Annotated in this window: 20 protein-coding genes; 1 reads left to right on the forward strand and 19 read right to left on the reverse strand. The window is 42.1% G+C overall.

Annotated elements, in window-relative coordinates:
• Positions 1–155 precede the first annotated feature (155 nt).
• The 18 genes from rbr to QR40_RS00300 form a co-directional block, all read right to left on the reverse strand.
• Positions 156–692, reverse strand: coding sequence for a rubrerythrin (gene rbr, locus QR40_RS00210; RefSeq protein WP_027293863.1), 537 nt, complete (start codon positions 690–692; stop codon positions 156–158).
• 102 nt (positions 693–794) lie between these two features.
• Entirely contained in the window at positions 795–1,028 is a 234-nt protein-coding gene (locus QR40_RS00215) for a hypothetical protein (protein ID WP_027293862.1), read from the reverse strand.
• Positions 1,029–1,142: 114 nt separating this feature from the next.
• Positions 1,143–1,607: an SsrA-binding protein SmpB gene (gene smpB / locus QR40_RS00220; protein WP_027293861.1), complete on the reverse strand. Its 465-nt coding sequence runs from the start codon at positions 1,605–1,607 to the stop codon at positions 1,143–1,145.
• On the reverse strand, positions 1,608–3,746 hold the full coding sequence (gene rnr, locus QR40_RS00225; RefSeq protein WP_044292858.1) for a ribonuclease R: 2,139 nt from the start codon (positions 3,744–3,746) through the stop codon (positions 1,608–1,610). It abuts the gene before it with no gap.
• Positions 3,747–3,930: 184 nt separating this feature from the next.
• The gene (gene secG / locus QR40_RS00230; RefSeq protein WP_377140450.1) at positions 3,931–4,152 is read right to left on the reverse strand and encodes a preprotein translocase subunit SecG; all 222 of its coding nucleotides are present in this window, start codon (positions 4,150–4,152) and stop codon (positions 3,931–3,933) included.
• 81 nt (positions 4,153–4,233) lie between these two features.
• A complete protein-coding gene (eno, locus tag QR40_RS00235) occupies positions 4,234–5,499 on the reverse strand; it encodes a phosphopyruvate hydratase (protein ID WP_044292859.1) in 1,266 nt (421 codons plus the stop codon).
• A gap of 61 nt (positions 5,500–5,560) precedes the next feature.
• Complete coding sequence (locus QR40_RS00240) at positions 5,561–5,887, reverse strand: DUF3837 family protein (protein WP_044292860.1); 327 nt, start codon at positions 5,885–5,887, stop codon at positions 5,561–5,563.
• A 104-nt stretch (positions 5,888–5,991) separates the two neighbouring features.
• Positions 5,992–7,533, reverse strand: a complete 1,542-nt coding sequence (gpmI, locus tag QR40_RS00245; RefSeq protein ID WP_044292862.1) for a 2,3-bisphosphoglycerate-independent phosphoglycerate mutase — start codon at positions 7,531–7,533, stop codon at positions 5,992–5,994.
• 457 nt (positions 7,534–7,990) lie between these two features.
• Positions 7,991–9,370: an NCS2 family permease gene (locus QR40_RS00250; protein WP_044292864.1), complete on the reverse strand. Its 1,380-nt coding sequence runs from the start codon at positions 9,368–9,370 to the stop codon at positions 7,991–7,993.
• 26 nt (positions 9,371–9,396) lie between these two features.
• Positions 9,397–10,695 carry a homoserine dehydrogenase gene (locus QR40_RS00255; protein ID WP_027293854.1) on the reverse strand — a complete coding sequence of 433 codons (1,299 nt, stop codon included), beginning with the start codon at positions 10,693–10,695 and terminating at the stop codon, positions 9,397–9,399.
• Between the two features lie 381 nt (positions 10,696–11,076).
• Complete coding sequence (gene tpiA / locus QR40_RS32150; RefSeq protein ID WP_027293852.1) at positions 11,077–11,826, reverse strand: triose-phosphate isomerase; 750 nt, start codon at positions 11,824–11,826, stop codon at positions 11,077–11,079.
• A gap of 72 nt (positions 11,827–11,898) precedes the next feature.
• Positions 11,899–13,089: a phosphoglycerate kinase gene (locus QR40_RS32155; protein WP_044292868.1), complete on the reverse strand. Its 1,191-nt coding sequence runs from the start codon at positions 13,087–13,089 to the stop codon at positions 11,899–11,901.
• 200 nt (positions 13,090–13,289) lie between these two features.
• The gene (gene gap / locus QR40_RS00275; protein WP_027293850.1) at positions 13,290–14,303 is read right to left on the reverse strand and encodes a type I glyceraldehyde-3-phosphate dehydrogenase; all 1,014 of its coding nucleotides are present in this window, start codon (positions 14,301–14,303) and stop codon (positions 13,290–13,292) included.
• A 273-nt stretch (positions 14,304–14,576) separates the two neighbouring features.
• Positions 14,577–15,386, reverse strand: coding sequence for a histidinol-phosphatase HisJ family protein (locus QR40_RS00280; RefSeq protein ID WP_044292871.1), 810 nt, complete (start codon positions 15,384–15,386; stop codon positions 14,577–14,579).
• Between the two features lie 59 nt (positions 15,387–15,445).
• Positions 15,446–16,522 (reverse strand): tRNA 2-thiouridine(34) synthase MnmA, encoded by a 1,077-nt coding sequence (gene mnmA / locus QR40_RS00285; RefSeq protein WP_027293848.1) that lies wholly within the window; start codon positions 16,520–16,522, stop codon positions 15,446–15,448.
• Positions 16,522–16,965 (reverse strand): Fe-S cluster assembly scaffold protein NifU, encoded by a 444-nt coding sequence (nifU, locus tag QR40_RS00290; RefSeq protein WP_027293847.1) that lies wholly within the window; start codon positions 16,963–16,965, stop codon positions 16,522–16,524. The genes mnmA and nifU overlap by 1 nt, the downstream gene beginning before the upstream one ends.
• A 79-nt stretch (positions 16,966–17,044) precedes the next feature.
• The gene (gene nifS, locus QR40_RS00295; RefSeq protein WP_044292872.1) at positions 17,045–18,232 is read right to left on the reverse strand and encodes a cysteine desulfurase NifS; all 1,188 of its coding nucleotides are present in this window, start codon (positions 18,230–18,232) and stop codon (positions 17,045–17,047) included.
• A 13-nt stretch (positions 18,233–18,245) separates the two neighbouring features.
• Positions 18,246–18,704: an RrF2 family transcriptional regulator gene (locus QR40_RS00300; protein WP_027293845.1), complete on the reverse strand. Its 459-nt coding sequence runs from the start codon at positions 18,702–18,704 to the stop codon at positions 18,246–18,248.
• 286 nt (positions 18,705–18,990) lie between these two features.
• On the opposite strand from QR40_RS00300, the gene QR40_RS00305 reads away from it, so the two are divergent.
• Positions 18,991–20,514, forward strand: coding sequence for a putative polysaccharide biosynthesis protein (locus QR40_RS00305; RefSeq protein ID WP_027293844.1), 1,524 nt, complete (start codon positions 18,991–18,993; stop codon positions 20,512–20,514).
• A gap of 25 nt (positions 20,515–20,539) precedes the next feature.
• Here QR40_RS00305 and QR40_RS29355 read toward each other — a convergent pair whose 3' ends face one another.
• Entirely contained in the window at positions 20,540–21,412 is an 873-nt protein-coding gene (locus QR40_RS29355) for a hypothetical protein (RefSeq protein ID WP_052430634.1), read from the reverse strand.
• Positions 21,413–21,456: the final 44 nt, after the last annotated feature.

Below are 21,456 nucleotides of genomic sequence, written 5' to 3' on the forward strand. Positions count from 1 at the left end.
TTTCGTTTCGCTATTTTACTGTGTTCCATTATATTTAAATATATTCCAACTCATATCCGTTGCACACTAATTATCATTCCGATAACTTATTTCTTCCTATTATATATGCACACAGATTTACCCGTTTTTTCTTAATAAAATTTATGTAATGATTTTTAGAAGTTTTTAGCCTGGATCTGGAAATAAGCTTGTGGATGAGAACATACCGGACATACTTCCGGAGCATCTGTACCATAGTGGATATGTCCACAGTTGGAACACTGCCAAGCTACTTCTTCACCTTTAATGAATACTTTGCCTTCTTCGATATTTGCTAACAATTTACGATATCTTTCTTCATGCTCTTTTTCGATTTTTGCTACTTCTTCAAACCAGTATGCAATCTGATCAAAACCTTCTTCTTTTGCTTCTTTTGCAAAGGTTGCATACATGTCAGTCCATTCGTAGTTTTCGCCTTCTGCAGCATCTTTTAAATTTGTAAGGGTATCCGGCATACCGTCATGTAATAATTTAAACCACATTTTTGCATGTTCTTTTTCGTTATCTGCTGTCTCTAAGAAGAGATTCGAGATCTGAACATATCCTTCTTTTTTTGCCTTGCTTGCATAATATGTATATTTGTTCCTTGCCTGGCTTTCACCTGCAAATGCTGCCTGTAAGTTCGCTTCTGTTCTTGATCCTTTTAATTCCATGTGTAAAATCCTCCTTTGTATTTTTTAATATCAGTAACTATTACTATTTTAATATAGCACCATTTCTATATTTTGTCAATTAAATTAGAAAATATATTTTCATTAATCCAGTCCGAGTATTTCTGATAATACTTCAATGATGATTTCATTGGTACAGGATTTAACATAACCCATCATGTTCAGCATGATCTCGTCATTTTTCTGGGATTCTGTTAACTGATCATTGTGTTTCACCTGATCCAGCAGTACGATCAGCTGAGGTGATAATTCTTCATAAGTTTCTAAAGTAGCCTGGGTTACCAGTTTTGTCAAGTCTTCTTTTGATGTGGGTACCATACCGATTTCCTCCTGCATACGCTCTTATTTGGCTCTTATTTGGCTCTTTCTTGGCTCTTGTTGGGTTTTTTTCTGGCTCTTTTCTGGTACTAAACAAATTTTATGTGATCTCTTCTACAGGTTCCGGATCTTAAATTCCTTCTCTGCTTCTCTTCTCTGATCTTTTTTTGCTATGTCCTGTCGTTTATCATAGAGTTTTTTACCTCGGGCAAGTCCGATTTCCACCTTTACCAGACTTCCTTTAAAATAAACCTTAAGCGGAACCAGTGTAAATCCCTTTTCTTTCATTTTACCGGTCAGCTTGTTGATTTCAAAGCGGTGTAATAAAAGCTTTTTCACCCGCAGCGGATCTTTATTAAAAATGTTTCCTTTCTCATAAGGACTGATATGCATTCCATATATGAATACTTCGCCGCGATCAACGCGGACGAAGGATTCTTTGATACTGCATTTCCCCATGCGAAGGGATTTTACTTCTGTTCCATGCAGAGATATGCCTGCTTCATAGGTATCTTCTATAAAATAATCATGAAACGCTTTTTTATTATTTGCTATCAGTTTAATGGATTGTGCTCCCACTTAACTTTCTCCCCCTTCTTCTGCGATCTCAAAATCGATGGTGCGGCTCTGTCGGTCGCAGTCTATTACCTTAACGGTTAATTTCTGTCCAAGTTTATATATTTTACCGGTGTCTACACCGAACATTTCATAAGTTTCTTCCTTATAATAATAGCGGTCGTCGTACATATGAGTAACATGAACCATACCCTCTATGGTATTTGGCAGCTCTACATACAGACCCCAGCTTGTGATTCCGGAAATAACCCCCTGGAAACACTGACCTATACGGGCTTCCATATATTCCACTTTTTTCAGCTTATCTGTCTCCCGCTCTGCCTCATCCGCACGGCGTTCCATTTTACTGGACTGATCGGCAACCTGGGTCAGAATTCCATCGTAATGTTTGATCCTGCCGTTATTCATTCTGCCACGAAGATTGTCTTTGATGATACGGTGGATCTGAAGATCGGGATAGCGGCGTATCGGTGACGTGAAATGACAGTAGTACTGCGCTGCCAAACCAAAATGTCCGGTACATTCCGGTGTATATTTCGCCTGTTTCATAGAACGCAGAGTTAATCTGCTGATCATGGCTTCTTCCGGCGAATCTTCGATTCTTGCCAGCAGTTTTTGCAGTTCTTTGGGATGGATATCATTTTTGCTGTTTTTAATTCCATATCCGAAGTTGTTGATAAACAATGCCAGCTTTTCTATTTTTTCCGGATCCGGTGTGTCATGAGTACGGTATACAAAGGGAAGTTCCTGCCAGTAATAGTCTTCTGCTACGGTTTCATTTGCCAGCAGCATGAAATCTTCTATAATTTTAGTGGCTATATTGCGGTCGTATGGTTTGATTTCCTGGGGCTTTCCTTTTTCATCCAGAATAATCTTAGTCTCCGGGAAGTCAAAATCGATGGAACCTCTCTGCTTTCTCTTCTCCCGCAATAGACCTGCCAGTTCCTGCATGAGTTCAAACATTGGTACCAGTGATTCATATTCTAAGCGTTCTTCTTCATCCTGCTCTGTCAGGATTTTCTTTACGCTGGTATAAGTCATTCTTCGGTCTACGTTAATCACAGTTTCTGCTATTTCATGACTGATGACGTTTCCTTTTTCATCCACATCCATGATACAGCTCAGTGCCAGTCTGTCTACACCCTGATTCAGGGAGCAGATTCCGTTGGACAATTTGTGAGGAAGCATAGGTATTACCCGGTCTACCAGATAAACGCTGGTGCCTCTTTTTAAGGCTTCCCGGTCTAATGCACTGTTCTCTTGTACATAATTGGTTACATCCGCTATATGAACTCCCAGATGATAAATATTTCCTTCTTTTGTAAGGGAAATGGCATCATCCAAATCTTTTGCATCTTCACCGTCAATGGTTACTGTCTGCAAATCACGCAGATCTTTTCTGCCTTCCATATCACCATCTATGATTTCATCGGGCATGCGCTGTGCCTGATTCATTACTTTTTCCGGAAAATCAAGGGGCAGCTCATAGGCATAAACGATGGAAAGGATATCCGTTCCCGGATCATTGATATGCCCGATAATTTCTTTAACTTTTCCTTCCGGATTTTTCGTTTTTGTGCCGTAATCTGTGATTTCCGCAACTACCTTATGCCCGTTCACAGCCCCTTTTGAGCGCTCAATAGGGATAAAGATATCTTTGGTCAGCTTTAAATTATCAGGTACGACAAAGCCAAAATTTTTACTCTGCTGATAGGTTCCGACTACTTCCTTCATGCCATGTTCCAGGATCTTAATAATGGCACCCTCCTGTCGTTTCCCGTTCTTTCCCGGAACCAGCGCTACCTGCACTGTATCCTGATGTACTGCTCCTTCGGTTGCAGTTTCCGGGATAAAAATATCTTCTTCCCTGCCTTCGATCTCTACAAATCCAAATCCTTTTGGATGTCCGATAAATTTCCCTACAAGGGATGTATCCTCTGCTTTTTTATATTTGCCCCTTTTGGATATTTCAATTTTTCCTTCCCGGATTAACTCTTCCAGCACCAGTTCCAGCGCCGGGCGGTCTTCTTTTGTAACCTGAAGTAAGATCGCGATTTCTTTAATCTTCATCGGAATGTATTGTTTATCACAAATCATATCGTATATGACTTTCTTTCTCTTATCTAATAATTCTTGATTCATTCATTTTCTCTCTTTCTTAGTTGGCAGCATCTGCTTGTTTGTTTTTACGGTGCCCGGTAAATCTGTCTGCCTGAAACCTACCCGCCGGCACAACCTTAGATACACTGACTATGACTATATTCCATGTTTTTCGACATGGTTTAAAAAAACACCCTTGCAGTAACTACAAGAGTGTCTTCTAACTTTAAAACTTAAGATTCAATACTACTGACAGCACGATAAATCCAATTGCCAAGAACTTGGTGGATTTAACAAGCGCACCTTCTACGGAGCGTCCTTTGTTCTTGCCCCAGTAAGTATCTGCCATTCCACCAATTGTACCAAGTCCTGCTGACTTGCCTTCCTGCATCAATACAATTACTGTCAACGCAATACATACTAAGATATAAATTATAGTAAGGATCATTTTTAAAACTTCCACGCTCTGCACCTCCTATGTTAAACGACAATATTGAGTTTACCACAGGCTGGAAAAAAAGTCAATAATTTAAAAATTTTCCTCGATACGAAGGAGCTGATTATACTTGGCTACCCGCTCACTCCTGCACGGTGCTCCTGTTTTGATCTGCCCCGCTCCCGTTGCAACTGCTATATCCGCGATGATGGTATCTTCTGTCTCTCCGGAACGATGGGAAATAATCGTACGGTATCCTGCCCGCTGCGCCATGTAAATGGCCTCAAATGCTTCTGTCAGCGTACCAATCTGATTGACCTTGACTAAGATTGCATTTGCCGCTCCCAACTCAATTCCTTTTTTCAAACGTTCCGGATTGGTAACAAATAAATCATCCCCAACCAGCTGAATCCGGTCACCCAATTCCTGCGTCAGCTTCTGCCAGCCTTCCCAGTCATCCTCAAACAAACCGTCTTCAATGGATACAACCGGATATTTATCCGTCATCTCCTTGTAGTACTCTATCATCTCATCCGCCGTACGTTCTACCCGGTGCCCCTTCATCTGGCTTTCACCCGGAAAATAATAAACTCTCTTCTTTTCATCGTATAGTTCAGATGCTGCTGCATCAATGGCTATAACAATGTCCTTTTTCATCTGGTAGCCGCTTTTTTCCACTGCCTCTATCAGCAATTCTATCACTGCTGATGCATCCGGCAGATCCGGTGCGAATCCGCCCTCGTCTCCGACTCCGGTAGACAGTCCTTTGGCTTTAATAATTTTCTTCAGATTGTGATAAATTTCCGAGCACATCTGCAATCCGTCATGAAAGCTTTTCGCTCCTTTGGGCATAATCATAAATTCCTGAAGATCTACGGTGTTATCTGCGTGACATCCGCCATTTAACACATTCATCATCGGAACCGGAAGTTCTCCCGGCTGCATTCCGCCCATATAACGAAACAAAGGCAGTTTCAGTGACTGGGCAGCTGCTTTGGCAACTGCCATGGAAACTCCCAATATGGCATTTGCTCCAATTCTCGATTTATTCCTGGTTCCATCTTCTCTTAAAAGTATTTTATCAACCGTAGTCTGCTGCAGCACGTTTTCACCGATAACTGCATCAGCCAGGATTGTATTCACATGATGTACTGCCTGGGAAACACCCTGTCCCAGATAACGTTCTTCCCCATCCCTAAGTTCCATCGCTTCGAACTGTCCGGTAGATGCTCCAGAAGGAACCGCTGCCCTTCCAATCGCACCGCCTTCCGCCAGTACTTCCACTTCCACTGTAGGATTTCCCCTGGAATCCAGGATCTCTCTTCCGTAAACATCGACAATTGGTATATATTCAAACATAGAACATTGCCCTCCTTTAGAGAGTAGTGTGCCCATTTATTTCATAAAATAATCAAAAAAATCAGTGCATGCCCATATCAAATATCTCACGGAGCTCATCCGTCACTTCCCCTTCCACCTTGCAGGAAAGGAGCAAATGTATAAGCCTCTTATTTACGGCATCCTCCTGATACTCCTCCTTCACCGCTTCCAGTTCCGGAAACAAAACCTCCTTCATCTCCGCCACAGAGTCCAAAGACCGAAACTTCTCCACAAATCTTTCACCCAGCCCAATTACCTTCACTGCCACACCCGCCGCACAGCAAAACTCCGCCGGCGAAATCAAAGGACTCTCCGATTTACATTTCAGCTTAATCATAATAGCCGATTTCACAATATCCTTTACCATATCCAAAACCTCCGTCAAATATTCAAATAAATCTGCACTTTTAAATATATAAACAGGAGCGCCCGCACCTTTCGGTGCATCACGCCCCCTTGCATAAGAATCCCTTATTTTTTGATCAGCAACGATTTCCCTGTCATCTCCGCCGGCTTCTTCATCCCCATCATTTCAATTAATGTAGGTGCAATATCAGCCAGGCATCCGCCTTCTTTCAATGTATAGTCCTTATCATAATTTACCAGAATGAACGGAACCGGATTTGTTGTATGTGCAGTAAACGGAACTCCTGTTACATAATCAACTAACTGCTCTGCATTTCCATGGTCTGCGCAGATGAACATCTGTCCATTTACTTCTTCAAGAGCTGCCACGGTTCTTCCAACACATGCATCAACTGCCTCAATTGCTTTGATAGCTGCATTTTCTACACCAGTATGTCCAACCATATCCGGATTTGCAAAGTTAATGATGATCACATCGTATTTATCCGATTTGATTGCTTCAACTAACTTATCACAAACTTCATAAGCACTCATCTCCGGTTTTAAATCATAGGTAGCAACCTTTGGAGATTTTACAAGAATTCTGTCTTCACCTGCATTTGGCTCTTCTTTTCCTCCGTTAAAGAAGAAAGTAACATGTGCATATTTTTCTGTTTCTGCGATTCTGGCCTGTGTCAGATGATTTTCAGCCAGGAATTCGCCAAATGTATTGGTAATTGCCACTTTATGGAAAGCTACTTCTTTATGAGGAATTGTTTCATCATAATCCGTAAAGCAAACATAAGTCAGATCTAATCTTTTTTCACGTGGAAAGCCATCGAAATCATCACAGCAGAAAGCACGGGTAATTTCTCTTGCACGGTCCGGTCTGAAGTTAAAGAAGATTACGGAATCTTTATCTTGGATGGTTGCAACCGGTGCTCCGTCTTTTACCATTACGGTAGGAAGTACGAATTCATCTGTCTTGTCTGCGTCATAGGATTTCTGAACGCCGCAGGGTCCGCACTCAGCGGTCTCTCCTTTGCCATTTACCATAGCATTATAAGCCAGTTCCACTCTGTCCCATCTGTTATCTCTGTCCATTGCATAATAACGTCCCATTACAGATGCGATCTCGCCAACGCCGATCTCTTTCATTTTGTCAGCTAACTGTTCCACATATCCTTTACCGGAAGAAGGAGGTGTGTCACGTCCGTCCAGGAAGCAGTGTACATATACTTTCTCAAGGCCTTCTTTCTTAGCCAGCTCTAACAGACCATATACATGTGTATTGTGGCTGTGAACTCCGCCATCGGATAATAAACCAAACATATGAAGTGCCGTATTATTTTTCTTTGCATTTCTTACTGCATCTAATAATGCTTCATTTTTGAAGAAATCACCATCCTGAATCTCTTTGGTGATTCTGGTAAGCTCCTGATATACAATACGTCCGGCGCCCATGTTCAGATGTCCTACTTCTGAATTACCCATCTGGCCTTCCGGAAGTCCAACTGCCATTCCGCTTGCCTGACCTTCTACAAACGGGCATTCAGCCATTAACTTGTCCATTACCGGAGTGTTTGCTTCTGCTACTGCATTTGCCTGCTCCTTCTTATTCAATCCATATCCATCAAGTATCATCAAAACGGTTGGTTTCTTACTCATGATATTTTCTCCTTTATTTAAATAAATTATTAACGTTCTCAAAAGCTTATTTTACATGATGGTTGGGCTTCTTGTCAACAATACCCCCGATTAATTTTTGCAAAGTGAAATATTTCATCAACTACACCAATTTATTGACCGACTTATCTTATGTGTACGCAAAATTGCCTTCCTCACAAATCATCTGCATAAATTAAAACAGGTATTGTAATTCTCCTGCCGGATCATACAATACCTGTTTTACAGCTGTAAATTTGTATTGGTAACGCTTTACCCCCTCGAGCGAACAATTTCATCGTCCAGCATGTTATACCCCCAGGGTCCCACCATGCTGAGAAAACCAGCTTTCTATCAATAAACTGCATCCTGGAAAGAGAATGGTCCGCCCCCTTCTCTTTCCGGGCACTACATCTGTCTGCAAAGTGTCCCTATATCCATAAAACTTATCCTTAAATCCTTATAAGAACAAATATTTCAGGATAAATAATACCGCTAAAATGTACATAATAACGCTCATCTTCTTACGTTCTACCTTCTTAGATGCCAGGTGAAGTGCCACGTAAGAGATCATTCCCATTGCGATACCTTCTGAAATACTATAGAAGAATGGCATTGCTGCAATACAGATAAATGCCGGAATTCCTTCTCTCATATCATTGAAATCGATCTTGGTTACATTGGAAAGCATAAAGAATCCTACCATGATCAATGCCGGTGCTGTAGCGAAAGACGGAATTGCAAGAAAGATTGGAGACAGGAACAACGCTAATCCGAACAGTACTGCTGCTACTACCGCTGTGAGCCCCGTACGGCCTCCTTCTGAAACTCCGGTTGCGCTTTCAACATATGTGGTAGTGGTGGACGTTCCAAATACCGCACCTGCCGTTGTAGCTACTGCATCCGCCATCAATGCACCTTTGATATGCGGCAGTTTTCCGTCTTTATCCAACATGTCTGCCTTTGTTGCAAGTCCAATAAGTGCACCCAGGGTATCAAACAAGTCTACGAACAACAAAGCAAACACTACCATGGCAAACTGTCCGATCTGCATACCGGAAAAGCTCATTTTAAAGAATACCGGTGATATATCGGGAATGGATATTCCGCCGCTGAAATCCGGAATTAAAGAAAACAGTCCGATTTCCGCATTGGGAACATATAAGCCGGTGAGCTGGCAAACGATCCCCAAAAGCCAGGTAATCAACATTCCCCACAGAATATTTCCTTTTACCTTACGGACCACCATAATTGCTGTAATGATAATACCGATAATTGCTAATAACACTGTAATCCCAACATCCTGGAAACTTCCCATTCCTTCATTAAGCCCCTGGAATTTTTTCATTGAAAACAGGGTAACCAAAGTTGATCCCCCTAATACCAGGTGGCAATTCTGCAATCCGATAAATGCGATGAACAAACCAATTCCCACGCTCACGGCATGTTTTAAAGTCATAGGGATTGCATCAAACAACGCTTCTCTGATTTTAACTGCCGAAAGAAGAATAAAGATAATACCTTCTACAAAGACTGCGGCCAGCGCTACCTGCCAGCTGTATCCCATATCAGCCACAATGGTATAGGCAAAATATGCATTTAATCCCATACCCGGGGCTAATACGAATGGATAATTTGCGAATAACGCCATACACAGTGTTCCTACCAAAGAAGCAAGGGCTGTTGCAGTGAAGACTGCGCCTTTGTCCATACCAGTGCTTGACAAAATATTCGGGTTTACTGCTAAAATATAGGCCATAGCCATAAATGTGGTAATACCTGCAATGATTTCCGTTTTTACATTCGTATGATTTTCTTTTAATTTAAATAGTTTTTCCACGTTTTCTCTTCCATCCTGTCTGTATTTTATGAGTGCCCGTACACTCTGATTACTGCTGAAATTTCATTGATCATTGACATGCTTGCAAATATTTTCAGGGAATCATCAAAATGCCGCCCTTCAATAGAATCTGTAATCACGACAATTTCAGCCAGATCACCTCGTTTTGTCTTTTGAATAATCTTCTCGATACTTACTCCATTGTTGCCGAAAACACTGGCTACACTTGCCAATACACCCGGGTGGTCCTCCACCTGCATACGCAGGAAATAGCGGCTTCTTACATCCTCTATTTTCATAATCGGCAAATTCTTATAGCAGGTACAGCTGATCCTGCCGGTGCACCCAAACCGGATATTCCTGGCAATATCACATACATCTCCTACTATGGCACTGGCTGTTGGTAATTCCCCGGCTCCTCTGCCATAGAACATGGCATCATCCACTGCATCTCCATGGACGAATACTGCATTAAAGGAATCGTTTACCGCCGCCAAAGGATGTGTACTTGGAATCAGCATGGGATGTACCCTTGCTTCTATTCCGCCCTCTGTATTCCTGGCAACGCCTAACAGCTTAATGTGGCATCCCATTTCCTTGGCATAGCGGATATCGGTTGCCGTAATCTTCGTAATTCCTTCCGTATACACATCCTGGAAGGTTACCCTGGAATTGAATGCAATAGATGCCATAATTGCCACTTTACGCCCTGCATCCAGACCTTCAACGTCCGCGGTGGGGTCTGCTTCTGCATAGCCCAGTTCCGTAGCCATTGCCAGCGCATCTGCAAATTCCATGCCATCTTCCGTCATTTTCGTTAAGATGAAATTGGTAGTTCCATTCACTATTCCAATGACTTCCGACAGATGATTTCCAGCCAGACACTGCTTCAGTGGCCGTATGATCGGAATTCCACCCGCAACTGCCGCTTCAAACAAGAAATCCTTCTGATGGAGCGCTGCCATATCCAACAGCTCTTTTCCATCAACAGCAACCAGATCCTTGTTGGCTGTTACTACATTTTTCCCTGCCGCAAGGGCCTGCATCATATAAGTTTTGGCGGGTTCCATCCCTCCCATTACTTCAATGACGATTTCAATCTCCCCATCCTGAATGATTTCGTTCCAGTCATTCGTAAGAACTGACGGATCATCCACTTTGGCTGCAGCCTTCTCCAGGTTGCGGACCAGAATTTTCTTAATCACAAGTTCTGCGCCAATCTTGCAGGGCATTTCTTCCTGCTGGCTCTTCAAAACCTTGTAAACTCCGGTACCCACTGTTCCCAGACCAAGCAGGGCAATGTTGATTTTCTTTACCTCGCTCATTTCTTCTCCTTTTTATCCTTTTGTAACAGGACATCACTTACGTTGTATATTATAGCACTAAACGCCGGTGGGCTGCAATTCAAATTTGGGGTTTTCTCCCCATGAAATGCTTTTATGCAGCAATATGCAAATACGCTACTATGGTGATGATTATGCAACAATCTGTGCCACACTTATAATAAAAACTTTTTTGATTATATCAAAGACTGACCAGGCTTTATATGAAAGAAAGTCAAAACTGGGCCGGAATGGATATACCTTTTATAAAAATATGCATCCGACATAACAGCCGTATACAATCATGTTTTTCACATTAGCGCTTTAAAAACCCTCCGGCAAGATGCCGGAGGGTTTGATTAATTATATCTATTTAACTATAAATTATTTGTAATTTACAATTTTACCAAAGTCTGGTTTTAAAGCTGCTCCGCCTACAAGGCCGCCATCAATATCTGCCTGAGCAAATAATTCTGCTGCACTTGCTGCTGATACAGATCCGCCGTACTGGATACGGATTGCTTCTGCTGTTGCCTGATCATAGATTTCGCCGATGCAGACACGGATTGCAGCGCAAACTTCCTGAGCCTGCTCTGTTGTTGCTACTTTACCTGTTCCGATTGCCCAGATTGGTTCGTAAGCGATTACAGCTGTCTTAGCCTGATCTGCTGTTACATTTAAGAATGCAACTTTGATCTGCTGACGGATGAAGTCGATGGTTACGCCCTGTTCTCTCTGCTCTAATGTTTCGCCACAGCAAACGATTGGGGTAATTCCATGTTCGAAAGCTTTTAATACTTTCTTATTTACTGTTTCGTTTGTTTCTGCGAAGTATTCTCTTCTTTCAGAATGTCCCAGAACTACATATTTAACACCAACATCTGTTAACATTGCAGGTGAGATTTCTCCTGTGTAAGCGCCTTTTTCTTCATAGTACATATTTTCAGCACCAACCTGGATATTGGATCCTTTAGCTGCTTCCATAACCGGGATAATGTCGATTGCAGGTACGCAGAATACTACGTCTACTTCTTCACTTGCTACTAATGGTTTTAATTCATTTACTAAAGCAACTGCCTCACTAGGAGTCATGTTCATTTTCCAGTTTCCTGCGATAATTTTCTTTCTTGCCATTTTTCTTATTCTCCTGTTTTCTTCAAATCCGGCAGATATGATACTGCCCGGATTTTATAGTTATACTGAATCTTATTTATCGTTTGCAGCTACTACTCCGGGAAGATCTTTTCCTTCCAGGAATTCAAGTGAAGCGCCGCCGCCTGTTGAAATATGAGTCATTTTATCACCAAATCCAAGCTGGTTAACTGCTGCTGCAGAGTCACCGCCGCCGATAATTGTTGTAGCATCGATTTCAGCAAGTGCTTTTGCTACTGCAACTGTTCCGCCTGCGAAGTTGGACATTTCGAAGCATCCCATTGGTCCGTTCCATACTACTGTTTTCGCATCTTTTAATGCATCTGCAAACATCTGAGCAGATTTAGGTCCGATGTCGAGTCCCATTTCATCTGCATCTAAATTTCCTTCTACTGTACGGAATTCAGAGTCATTTGAAAATTCTTTTGCTGCAATATAGTCAACCGGCAGTAATAAGTTTACACCTTTTGCTTTTGCCTTTTCTACCATTTCTTTGGAGTAATCCAGGTAATCCGGCTCAACTAAAGATTTACCGATTTCCATGCCCTGTGCTTTTGCAAATGTAAAGCACATGCCACCACCGATGATTAAAGTGTCTACCTTATCAAGCAGGTTGTTGATTACAGAAATCTTAGAGGAAACTTTGGATCCGCCAAGGATCGCTACGAATGGTCTCTCCGGATTATTTACTGCATTTCCTAAGAAATCAATCTCTTTTTGCATTAAGTATCCTACAACAGCTGTTTTCACATACTGTGTAACCCCTACATTTGAGCAGTGTGCTCTGTGGGCAGTACCAAATGCATCATTTACAAATACATCACAAAGAGAAGCTAATTCTTTGCTGAATGCTTCGCCATTCTTTGTTTCTTCTGCTCTGTAACGTGTATTTTCAAGAAGAATTACATCCCCGTCGTTCATTGCTTCAACAGCTGCTTTTGCATTTGCTCCCACTACTTCAGGATCTGCTGCAAATTTTACTTCCTGTCCTAACAATTCGGATAAACGAACTGCAACTGGAGCTAAAGATAATTCCGGTTTTGCCTCACCCTTGGGTTTTCCAAGATGGGAGCAAAGAATTACCTTTCCGCCGTCAGCAATTAATTTCTTAATTGTAGGAAGAGCTGCAACCAAACGGTTTTCATCTGTAATTTTGCCTTCCTGTAATGGTACGTTGAAATCACAACGAACCAGTACGCGCTGGCCTTTTACATTAATATCATCTACTGATTTTTTATTAAGCATGTGTATCTGCCTCCTGGGTTATTTATTATAATTATGAACTTTATATTATTGCTCCGCAATCATTGGAACACAACTGTGGAGCAGAATACGTACTGTTAAATTGGTTGGATATGATCAAATGCACCAGCAAAACCACAAAAGAGTCCAGTCCTAAGACCGGACCCTTCAGGATCTAACTTGTTATCTCTGTTTTGCTTGAATTATGCTAATTCAGAGAAGTATTTGATTGTACGAACCATCTGGCTTGTGTAGGAGTTTTCATTGTCATACCATGAAACTACCTGAACCTGTGTTGTGCCGTTATCTAATGGCAGTACCATTGTCTGTGTAGCATCAAACAGGGAACCGAATCTGATTCCAATGATATCACTGGATACTAATTCTTCTTCTGTGTAACCAAAAGATTCTGTAGCTGCTGCTTTCATAGCTGCATTGATATCTTCTTTTGTAACTGTTCCTTCTACAACTGCTGTTAAGATAGTAGTAGAACCTGTTGGAACTGGTACACGCTGAGCAGATCCGATTAATTTTCCGTTTAATTCAGGAATAACTAAACCAATAGCTTTTGCTGCGCCTGTGCTGTTAGGAACGATGTTAGCTGCTGCTGCACGAGCTCTTCTTAAATCTCCCTTTGGATGAGGTCCGTCAAGAGTCATCTGATCTCCTGTGTAAGCATGGATAGTAGCCATGATACCAGTTTTGATTTTAGCTAAGTCATTTAAAGCTTTAGCCATAGGAGCTAAGCAGTTTGTTGTACAGGAAGCTGCTGAAATAACAGTATCTTCTGCTTTTAATTCTGTATGGTTTACATTGTAAACGATTGTAGGAAGGTCATTTCCTGCTGGAGCAGAAATAACAACTTTCTTAGCGCCTGCTGCGATATGAGCAGAAGCTTTATCTTTGGATGTAAAGAAGCCTGTACACTCCAGAACAACGTCAACGTCTAATTCGCCCCAAGGAAGATCTTTAGGATCTCTCTGTGCGTAGATTTTGATTTCTTTTCCGTCTACTGTGATGGAATCTTCGCTGCAAGTAACTTTATCAGCTAATGCATATCTACCCTGAGCTGAATCATATTTTAATAAGTGTGCTAACATTTTAGGATTTGTTAAGTCGTTAATTGCAACTACTTCATATCCTTCTGCGCCAAACATCTGTCTGAAAGCAAGACGTCCAATACGTCCAAAACCATTAATTGCTACTTTTACTGCCATGATTTAATTCCTCCTAAGAATAAAATATTATAACCGGGAGCATATTATATGTACCTGGTTAGTTTAGAGTTTCATTAAGATTGTTAAAGAAACATCAACCTATTTGCTATTTTACCTAATTTCCTTCTAAAATTCAAGTGCAATTTCAAAATTTATGCTTCTTTTACAAATTTCTGTATACCTGCACATTAAAAATGGCATATTAGCGGGGAAACATGTCTTTTTGTTATAGATTGCCCCGCAGGAGACAAGCTTCCGTATCTCATATACGCCTTATATATTCGTAAGTTCTACAAATTCCGGTTTTCTTTTCCGAAATTCGGTATAACGGGTAAAACCGCATTCTTCTAAAATCTGCCGAAGCTTCTTAAATTCATGAGCCAGGTATTCCGGTGTATGGGCATCTGACCCCAGGGTGATCAATTCTCCGCCCAGTTTCCGGTAAGCCCTGATCACATCCACCGATGGGTTCGGCTCTCCAAGTCCATACTTGATCCCGCCGGAATTTACTTCCAGGGCAATCCCTTTTTCAATCAGCAGCCTTAGGATGCCATCCAGAATCTCCCGATACTTTTCATAGGAATAATCCCGGTTTTTATTAGGCCCGTAACGGACTACATAATCCAGGTGCCCGTATGAATCAAAATCAGAAAATGCCCGTATGTTCTTTTCAATAGACTCAAAATACTCCAGATAGCAGGATTCTTCTGTCCTTCCCTCAAAGAAGCTGGGATAATAGGGATCACATCCCCTGACCACATGGGAGGAACCGATAATAAAATCAAAAGGATATTTCTGCACATAAGCTTCGTGTTTTTCTGCAAGATGTGCCTGCAATCCCAATTCTACGCCAAAAAGCAATTCCATTTTATCCTGATATTCTTCTTTTAAGCACCGGTATTCATTAAAATATGCTTCTGTATTTAATTCAAAATCCCCCATTTCCTTTGGGGTGTCATAATCCATATGTTCGGTGAAACACATGGTTTTCAGTCCAATCCGTATGCCTTCTTCGATCATGGAACGCATGGGCGTTTCCGAATCTGCGGAATGCCAGGTATGCAGATGGTAATCTGATTTCATCTTGAATACTCCTTTCAAACACGCTCCGGTACCTCATCGCATAATGATGCACCAGTCCGCTACAGGATGGTACCTCCCCCAAGCACATAGTCGCCGTCATAGAAAACTACAGCCTGTCCGGGTGTTATGGCCCTTTGCGGTTCCGGGAAAGTACAGAGTACTTTATCCTCTTCTACTCTTTTTACGGTACAGGGAGAGCCTTTATGGTTATAACGGATTTTCGCCATTACTTCCATCTCCCCATCCAGATCTTCAATGGACATAAAGTTCAGATGATTAGCATAGAGCGTATGTCCAAATACCTCATCTCCTTCACCGATAACCACCTCATTTGTCTGCGGACGGATTTCCACCACAAAAACAGGATGTCCCATTGCCAGATTTAATCCTTTACGCTGACCGATTGTATAATGGGTAATTCCTTTATGACGTCCGATCACTTCTCCCTTTGTATTTACAAAATTACCCTGGGGTATCCGCTTTCCGGAATATTCTTCGATAAATGATGCATAGTCTTTATCCGGAACAAAACAGATCTCCTGACTGTCCGGTTTATGTGCTACACGAAGATTGATCTTGTCTGCAATTTCGCGGATCTCGTCTTTGGTATATGCCCCTACCGGCATTAGGGTATGGGCAAGCTGATTCTGAGTAAGGTTATATAATGCGTATGTCTGGTCCTTTGCCGCTGTTGCTGATTTCATTAATGTATATCTGCCATTTGGCAGCTGTGTCACTCTGGCATAATGCCCAGTGGCTATATAATCCGCTCCGATGTCCAGGCTTCTTTTTAAAAGAGATTCCCATTTCACATAACGGTTACAGGCGATACAAGGATTGGGGGTCCTTCCCTGCAGATATTCCTTTGCAAAATAGTCCATCACATTTTCTTTGAATTCCGACTTAAAGTTCATTACATAGTATGGAATCTCAAGATCCTGCGCCACTCTTCTGGCGTCATCTACTGCACTCAGCCCGCAGCATCCGCCATTTTCTTCCTGCACTTCGTTGTCTTCATCCTGCCATATCTGCATGGTGACACCAATTACATCATATCCCTGCTCTTTTAACAGGTAGGCCGCAACGGAGGAATCAACTCCTCCGGACATTCCTACGACTACTTTTTTCTTTTCCATTAATACTCTTCCTGTTCCTCTTCTTCACCTTCGTGAATATCTGACTTTGGTTTTTCCAATCCATCTATCTGAATGTGGTTCTTTTCAGCATAATCCCACAGTGCAGCATGAATTGCCTCTTCAGCCAGCAGGGAACAATGTACTTTTACAGGCGGAAGTCCGTCTAAGGCTTCCATTACTGCTTTATTTGTAATCTTCAGTGCTTCGTTTATATCTTTGCCTTTTACGAGTTCCGTTGCCATACTGCTGGTAGCAACTGCAGCGCCGCATCCGAAAGTCTTGAATTTTACATCGCGGATAATCTTATTTTCATCGATATCCAGATAAATTCTCATGATATCTCCACATTTTGCATTTCCTACGGTACCTACACCGCTTGCATTTTCTATTTCTCCTACATTCCTTGGATGTTGGAAATGATCCATAACTTTTTCGCTGTACATTCTAAGTTCCTCCATATTCTCTGTGACCTGTTATCACTTGTTCTATTATTTTTCTCAAATCTATGATTTTTATCTATATTTATTTACGTACTGCCTTTTTCATAAAATCTTCATATAGCGGTGACATGCTGCGCAGCTTTTCAACGATTTTCTTTATGACTTCTACTACAAAGTCAATGTCTTCCATTGTGGTTTCTTCGCTCAATGTTAAACGCAATGAACCATGGGCGATTTCATGAGGAAGCCCGATTGCCAGTAATACATGGGACGGATCCAGAGAACCGGATGTGCAGGCGGAACCGCTGGAACCGCAAATACCTTCCATATCAAGCATGATCAGTAAGGATTCTCCTTCAACAAACTGGAAGCTGAAGTTCACGTTGTTAGGAAGACGCAATGTGTGGTGTCCGTTTAATCTTGTATACGGCACTTCCTTTAGCACCCGTTCAATCAGATGATTACGCAATTTTATTTCCTGAGCCGTTCTTACTTCCATAGTATCTACAGCACGTTGTACCGCTGCTCCAAGCCCCACAATGCCCGGTACATTCTCTGTACCTGCTCGTCTTTTTCTCTCCTGTGCTCCGCCATGAACGAAAGAGCGGATTTTCACACCTTTACGGATATATAAGAAGCCGATCCCTTTTGGTCCGTTTAACTTATGTCCGCTTGCACTTAACATATCGATATGACATTCATCTACATTGATCGGAAGCTGTCCAAAAGCCTGTACCGCATCTGTATGAAAAAGAATGCCATTTTGACAGGCAATTTCTCCAATTTCCTTAATCGGCTGAATGGTTCCGATTTCATTATTTGCAAACATAACAGAAATGAGGATTGTGGTTGGACGGATTGCTTTCTTTAGCTGATCCAGTTTCACTACACCATTTTCATCTACATCCAGATAAGTCACTTCAAAACCGTTTTTCTCCAGATACTCAGCCGTATGAAGAATGGCATGATGCTCTATTTTTGTGGTAATGATATGGTTTCCTTTTGACTGATATGCTTCAGCTGCAGCCTTAAGTGCCCAGTTATCTGCTTCTGAGCCTCCTGCGGTAAAATAGATCTCATTGTCATTTGCGCCTAATGCTTTTGCAATAATTTCTCTGCTCTGTGACACGGCTTTTTTGCTGACACCTGCAAATTCATAAATGCTGGATGGATTCCCATAATTCTCCGTGAAATAAGGAAGCATTGCTTCCACTACCTCCGGAGCAGTTTTAGTTGTAGCCGCATTATCCAGATATATTAATTTCTTCATGATAACCATCTCCTTAATTTTCACATGCTTTTGATTTTTGCTGCCCTTTATTTTTTGTTTTTTTACTTTCTTCTACTAACTGATCTAATTTCATTTCGTCCACTGCGTGGCTTATACTTTCATTGATACGCTGCCATACGTATTTGGTGACACATAGATCTGCGCCTTCACATCCGTTTTCTTCTTTCAGTCCCGGACACTCTACGGCATCCAGATTCCCTTCCAAAGCTCTTAAGATGTCACCTACTGATATATCGGATGCGGGTTTTGCCAGCTTGTAGCCGCCCTGAGCTCCGCGGATGCTAAGTACGATTCCTGCTTTTTTAAGCTTTCCTACTAATTGTTCCAAATAGCTCTCCGAAATATTCTGTCTGGCTGCAATACTGCTGATGGACACTGCTTCCTTTTCACTGTACATCGCCAAATCTATCAGCGCACGAAGCCCATATCTGCCTTTTGTAGAAAGCTTCATCTGCTCACCTTCTTAAAATTTATTTCCGCGGGCAACGAGCCAAACGGATGTGCGGGCACATCCACCTGGCGACTGCCGCGAGGAGTGCTGTGCGCCGGTAATGCACGTTTAGCACGGATCGAAGCAGAGCATCGAACAAATCCCCCCGCCAGGCTTGCTGCCGCGGATCTGACTTTAATCCCCAGTAATTTACTCGGATTTCATAGGTAAAATATAACACCACTGCATAGTTCTGTCAAGCACTTATATCGAATATATATTAAAGAAAACTTGTGGGAGACTTCCTATGAACAAAAAGCATATTATCATTAAGGGAGCCATCATTCTGACCCTTGCCGGTTTCGCCAGCCGCATCATCGGCTTCTTCTATAGAATATTCCTTTCTTATACAATCGGTGCGGAAGGAATGGGGATTTACCAGTTAATTTTCCCAATCTATGCTATGAGTTGTTCCCTGACTGCTTCCGGTATCCAGACTGCCATCTCCAAATTCGTATCCGGGAAAATGGCGGTTGGTGATAAAAAAGGTGCCCGGAATATATTCATAACCGGTCTTACTATCTCTCTGGCTCTATCCGCACTTGCCTGCTATGTCCTCTTCTTTTATGCTGATTTTATATCCGTGCATTTCCTGGAAGAGACACGATGTGCCGAACTTTTGCGCCTGCTTGCCTACTCGGTTCCTTTTGCCGCGGTTCACTCCTGTATTAACGGATATTATTATGGACTACGCCGCACCAATGTACCTGCTATCTCCCAGCTGATTGAATCCCTGGTCCGCATGGGAACTTCATACGTTCTTTACATTATCTTTATTGAAAAAGGAATTGCCATCACACCGGCACTTGCCGTATATGGTATGGTTACGGAAGAAGTGGTTTCATTCCTGTTATGCAGTACGGTTATCGCCGTACACTTTGGAAATGAAAACTACAAGGATTCTCCAACCAGTTCTATGGTAACCAATTTCAAGGAGATGTTATCCTTATCTACACCCCTTACTTTAAACCGCGTACTGCTAAACCTTTTGCAAAGCATGGAAGCCCTTTTTATACCCCTTCGCCTGAGAGTATATGGAATGGATGTTTCTACTTCACTGAGTACATATGGCGTCCTGACCGGTATGTCGATACCACTCATATTATTTCCATCCGCAATTACCGCATCCGCGTCTACTTTACTGCTGCCCACCGTTTCCGAAGCCCAGTCCGCCCAGGACGGTACGCGAATTACCGTAACCATTGAAAATACGATTAAATACAGCCTGATTCTTGGAATTCTGTGCACCGGAGTTTTCCTTGCACTGGGCAATGAAATGGGTGAGGTATTGTTTCACAGTGATCTGGCTGGTCCTTTTATCCTAACGCTTTCCTGGATCTGTCCGTTTCTTTATCTGACCACTACCCTGACCAGTGTTTTAAATGGACTTGGCAAAACGACTACTACTTTTATTCAAAGCACCATCGGTCTTTTACTCAGAATTGGCTTTGTATGGTTCGCTGTCCCCCTGTTTGGAATCTCCGGGTATCTCTGGGGCTTACTGGCAAGTGAACTGGTTATAGCATTTATGGCTCTGCGTTCCCTGAAAAAGGAATATGACTATTCCTTCCATGTGCAGGCATCCATCGTTCTTCCTGTGCTGGCACTGGTGCTCAGCATCGGCATTATTCTTTTCGCAAGACAGTCGGTACATTCGCTGGGATTTGTTCCCCCTCCGCTGATCGAGCTGTTTTCATTAGCAATCCTCTTAACCCTGTCTTACGTACTACTGCTTTTCGTTTTTCGCGTAATAAAGCTGCCGGCCAAATGACCGACAGCTTTTTAATATCTGTATCTTATTTCTTTTTATTTTTTATCCAGTTGCCGTTCACATCCACATAGCGCTCACCAATCCATTTATCTTTAGCCAGCGTACCATCCTTTTGCAGATATTTATTACCAACCCATCTTTTCTTCACCATTTTACCATTGCTGCCCACATAATGGTCATCGATCCACATGCTGCGGTATTTTCTGCCGTCATAACCCACATAATATGTATTTTTTACCCATGCATTGCGGACCAGCTCTCCGTCCTTATCCACATATCTCCCGCTTATCCATTTGTCTGTATCCAGACGTCCTTTGCTGTTCATATGGAAGATCCCATTCAGCCAGGTGTTCTTTGCCATAATGCCGTTGGTATAAAAATAATACCAATACCCATTTGTCACACTACCGTTCTTGCCAATCCAGAGCCATTCTCTTTTTGCATATTTACCATTTGGTTTTTTATACTTGGTTCCTTTTGCCGTCTGTACAAATCCGGGCTTGCTTTTCTTATCATATCCCTGAATCCATGCACCGTCTTTTCCCACATACCGGCCGCCAATCCACTTATTGACTGCCATCTTACCGTTTCGTCCCAGGAAATATGGTCCATACCAGCTATTTCTCGTCATAATGCCATTGTCGGTGAAGTGATAATAACTTTTTCCTATTTTCACCCAGCCGGTCTGCATATAGCCTTTTTTATTGAAGTAATACGTATTGTTATCCACGGTCTGAAAACCCTTCAGATATTGATCCGTTCCATCCATGTAATAACGATATCCGCCTTCTGTCTGCCGGAAACCTGCCAGAGAGGTAACAGACAGCATCCCAAACATACATATTGCTGTTAATGTCAAGATCAACAGTTTCCACTTTTTATTCATTCTTTTCTCCATTTCCGGTCACTCCCTTAAATGTTTTCCTGCCTTTTTGCATACCA

It is taken from the genome of Robinsoniella peoriensis (genome assembly GCF_000797495.1).
In the GTDB taxonomy this organism is placed as follows: Bacteria; Bacillota; Clostridia; order Lachnospirales; family Lachnospiraceae; genus Robinsoniella; species Robinsoniella peoriensis.

Coding starts and splice junctions, on each gene's coding strand:
- QR40_RS00215 (WP_027293862.1), bottom strand. CDS start 1,028: ATGGTACCCACATCAAAAGAAGACTTGACAAAACTGGTAACCCAGGCT.
- mnmA (WP_027293848.1), bottom strand. CDS start 16,522: ATGGAAAAGAAAAAAGTAGTCGTAGGAATGTCCGGAGGAGTTGATTCC.
- QR40_RS00255 (WP_027293854.1), bottom strand. CDS start 10,695: ATGAGCGAGGTAAAGAAAATCAACATTGCCCTGCTTGGTCTGGGAACA.
- secG (WP_377140450.1), bottom strand. CDS start 4,152: ATGATCCTTACTATAATTTATATCTTAGTATGTATTGCGTTGACAGTA.
- gpmI (WP_044292862.1), bottom strand. CDS start 7,533: ATGAGTAAGAAACCAACCGTTTTGATGATACTTGATGGATATGGATTG.
- nifU (WP_027293847.1), bottom strand. CDS start 16,965: ATGTACAGCGAAAAAGTTATGGATCATTTCCAACATCCAAGGAATGTA.
- gap (WP_027293850.1), bottom strand. CDS start 14,303: ATGGCAGTAAAAGTAGCAATTAATGGTTTTGGACGTATTGGACGTCTT.
- QR40_RS32155 (WP_044292868.1), bottom strand. CDS start 13,089: ATGCTTAATAAAAAATCAGTAGATGATATTAATGTAAAAGGCCAGCGC.
- nifS (WP_044292872.1), bottom strand. CDS start 18,232: ATGAAGAAATTAATATATCTGGATAATGCGGCTACAACTAAAACTGCT.
- rnr (WP_044292858.1), bottom strand. CDS start 3,746: ATGAATCAAGAATTATTAGATAAGAGAAAGAAAGTCATATACGATATG.
- QR40_RS00300 (WP_027293845.1), bottom strand. CDS start 18,704: ATGAAGCTTTCTACAAAAGGCAGATATGGGCTTCGTGCGCTGATAGAT.
- eno (WP_044292859.1), bottom strand. CDS start 5,499: ATGTTTGAATATATACCAATTGTCGATGTTTACGGAAGAGAGATCCTG.
- QR40_RS00240 (WP_044292860.1), bottom strand. CDS start 5,887: ATGGTAAAGGATATTGTGAAATCGGCTATTATGATTAAGCTGAAATGT.
- QR40_RS00280 (WP_044292871.1), bottom strand. CDS start 15,386: ATGAAATCAGATTACCATCTGCATACCTGGCATTCCGCAGATTCGGAA.
- rbr (WP_027293863.1), bottom strand. CDS start 692: ATGGAATTAAAAGGATCAAGAACAGAAGCGAACTTACAGGCAGCATTT.
- tpiA (WP_027293852.1), bottom strand. CDS start 11,826: ATGGCAAGAAAGAAAATTATCGCAGGAAACTGGAAAATGAACATGACT.
- QR40_RS00305 (WP_027293844.1), top strand. CDS start 18,991: ATGAACAAAAAGCATATTATCATTAAGGGAGCCATCATTCTGACCCTT.
- QR40_RS29355 (WP_052430634.1), bottom strand. CDS start 21,412: ATGGAGAAAAGAATGAATAAAAAGTGGAAACTGTTGATCTTGACATTA.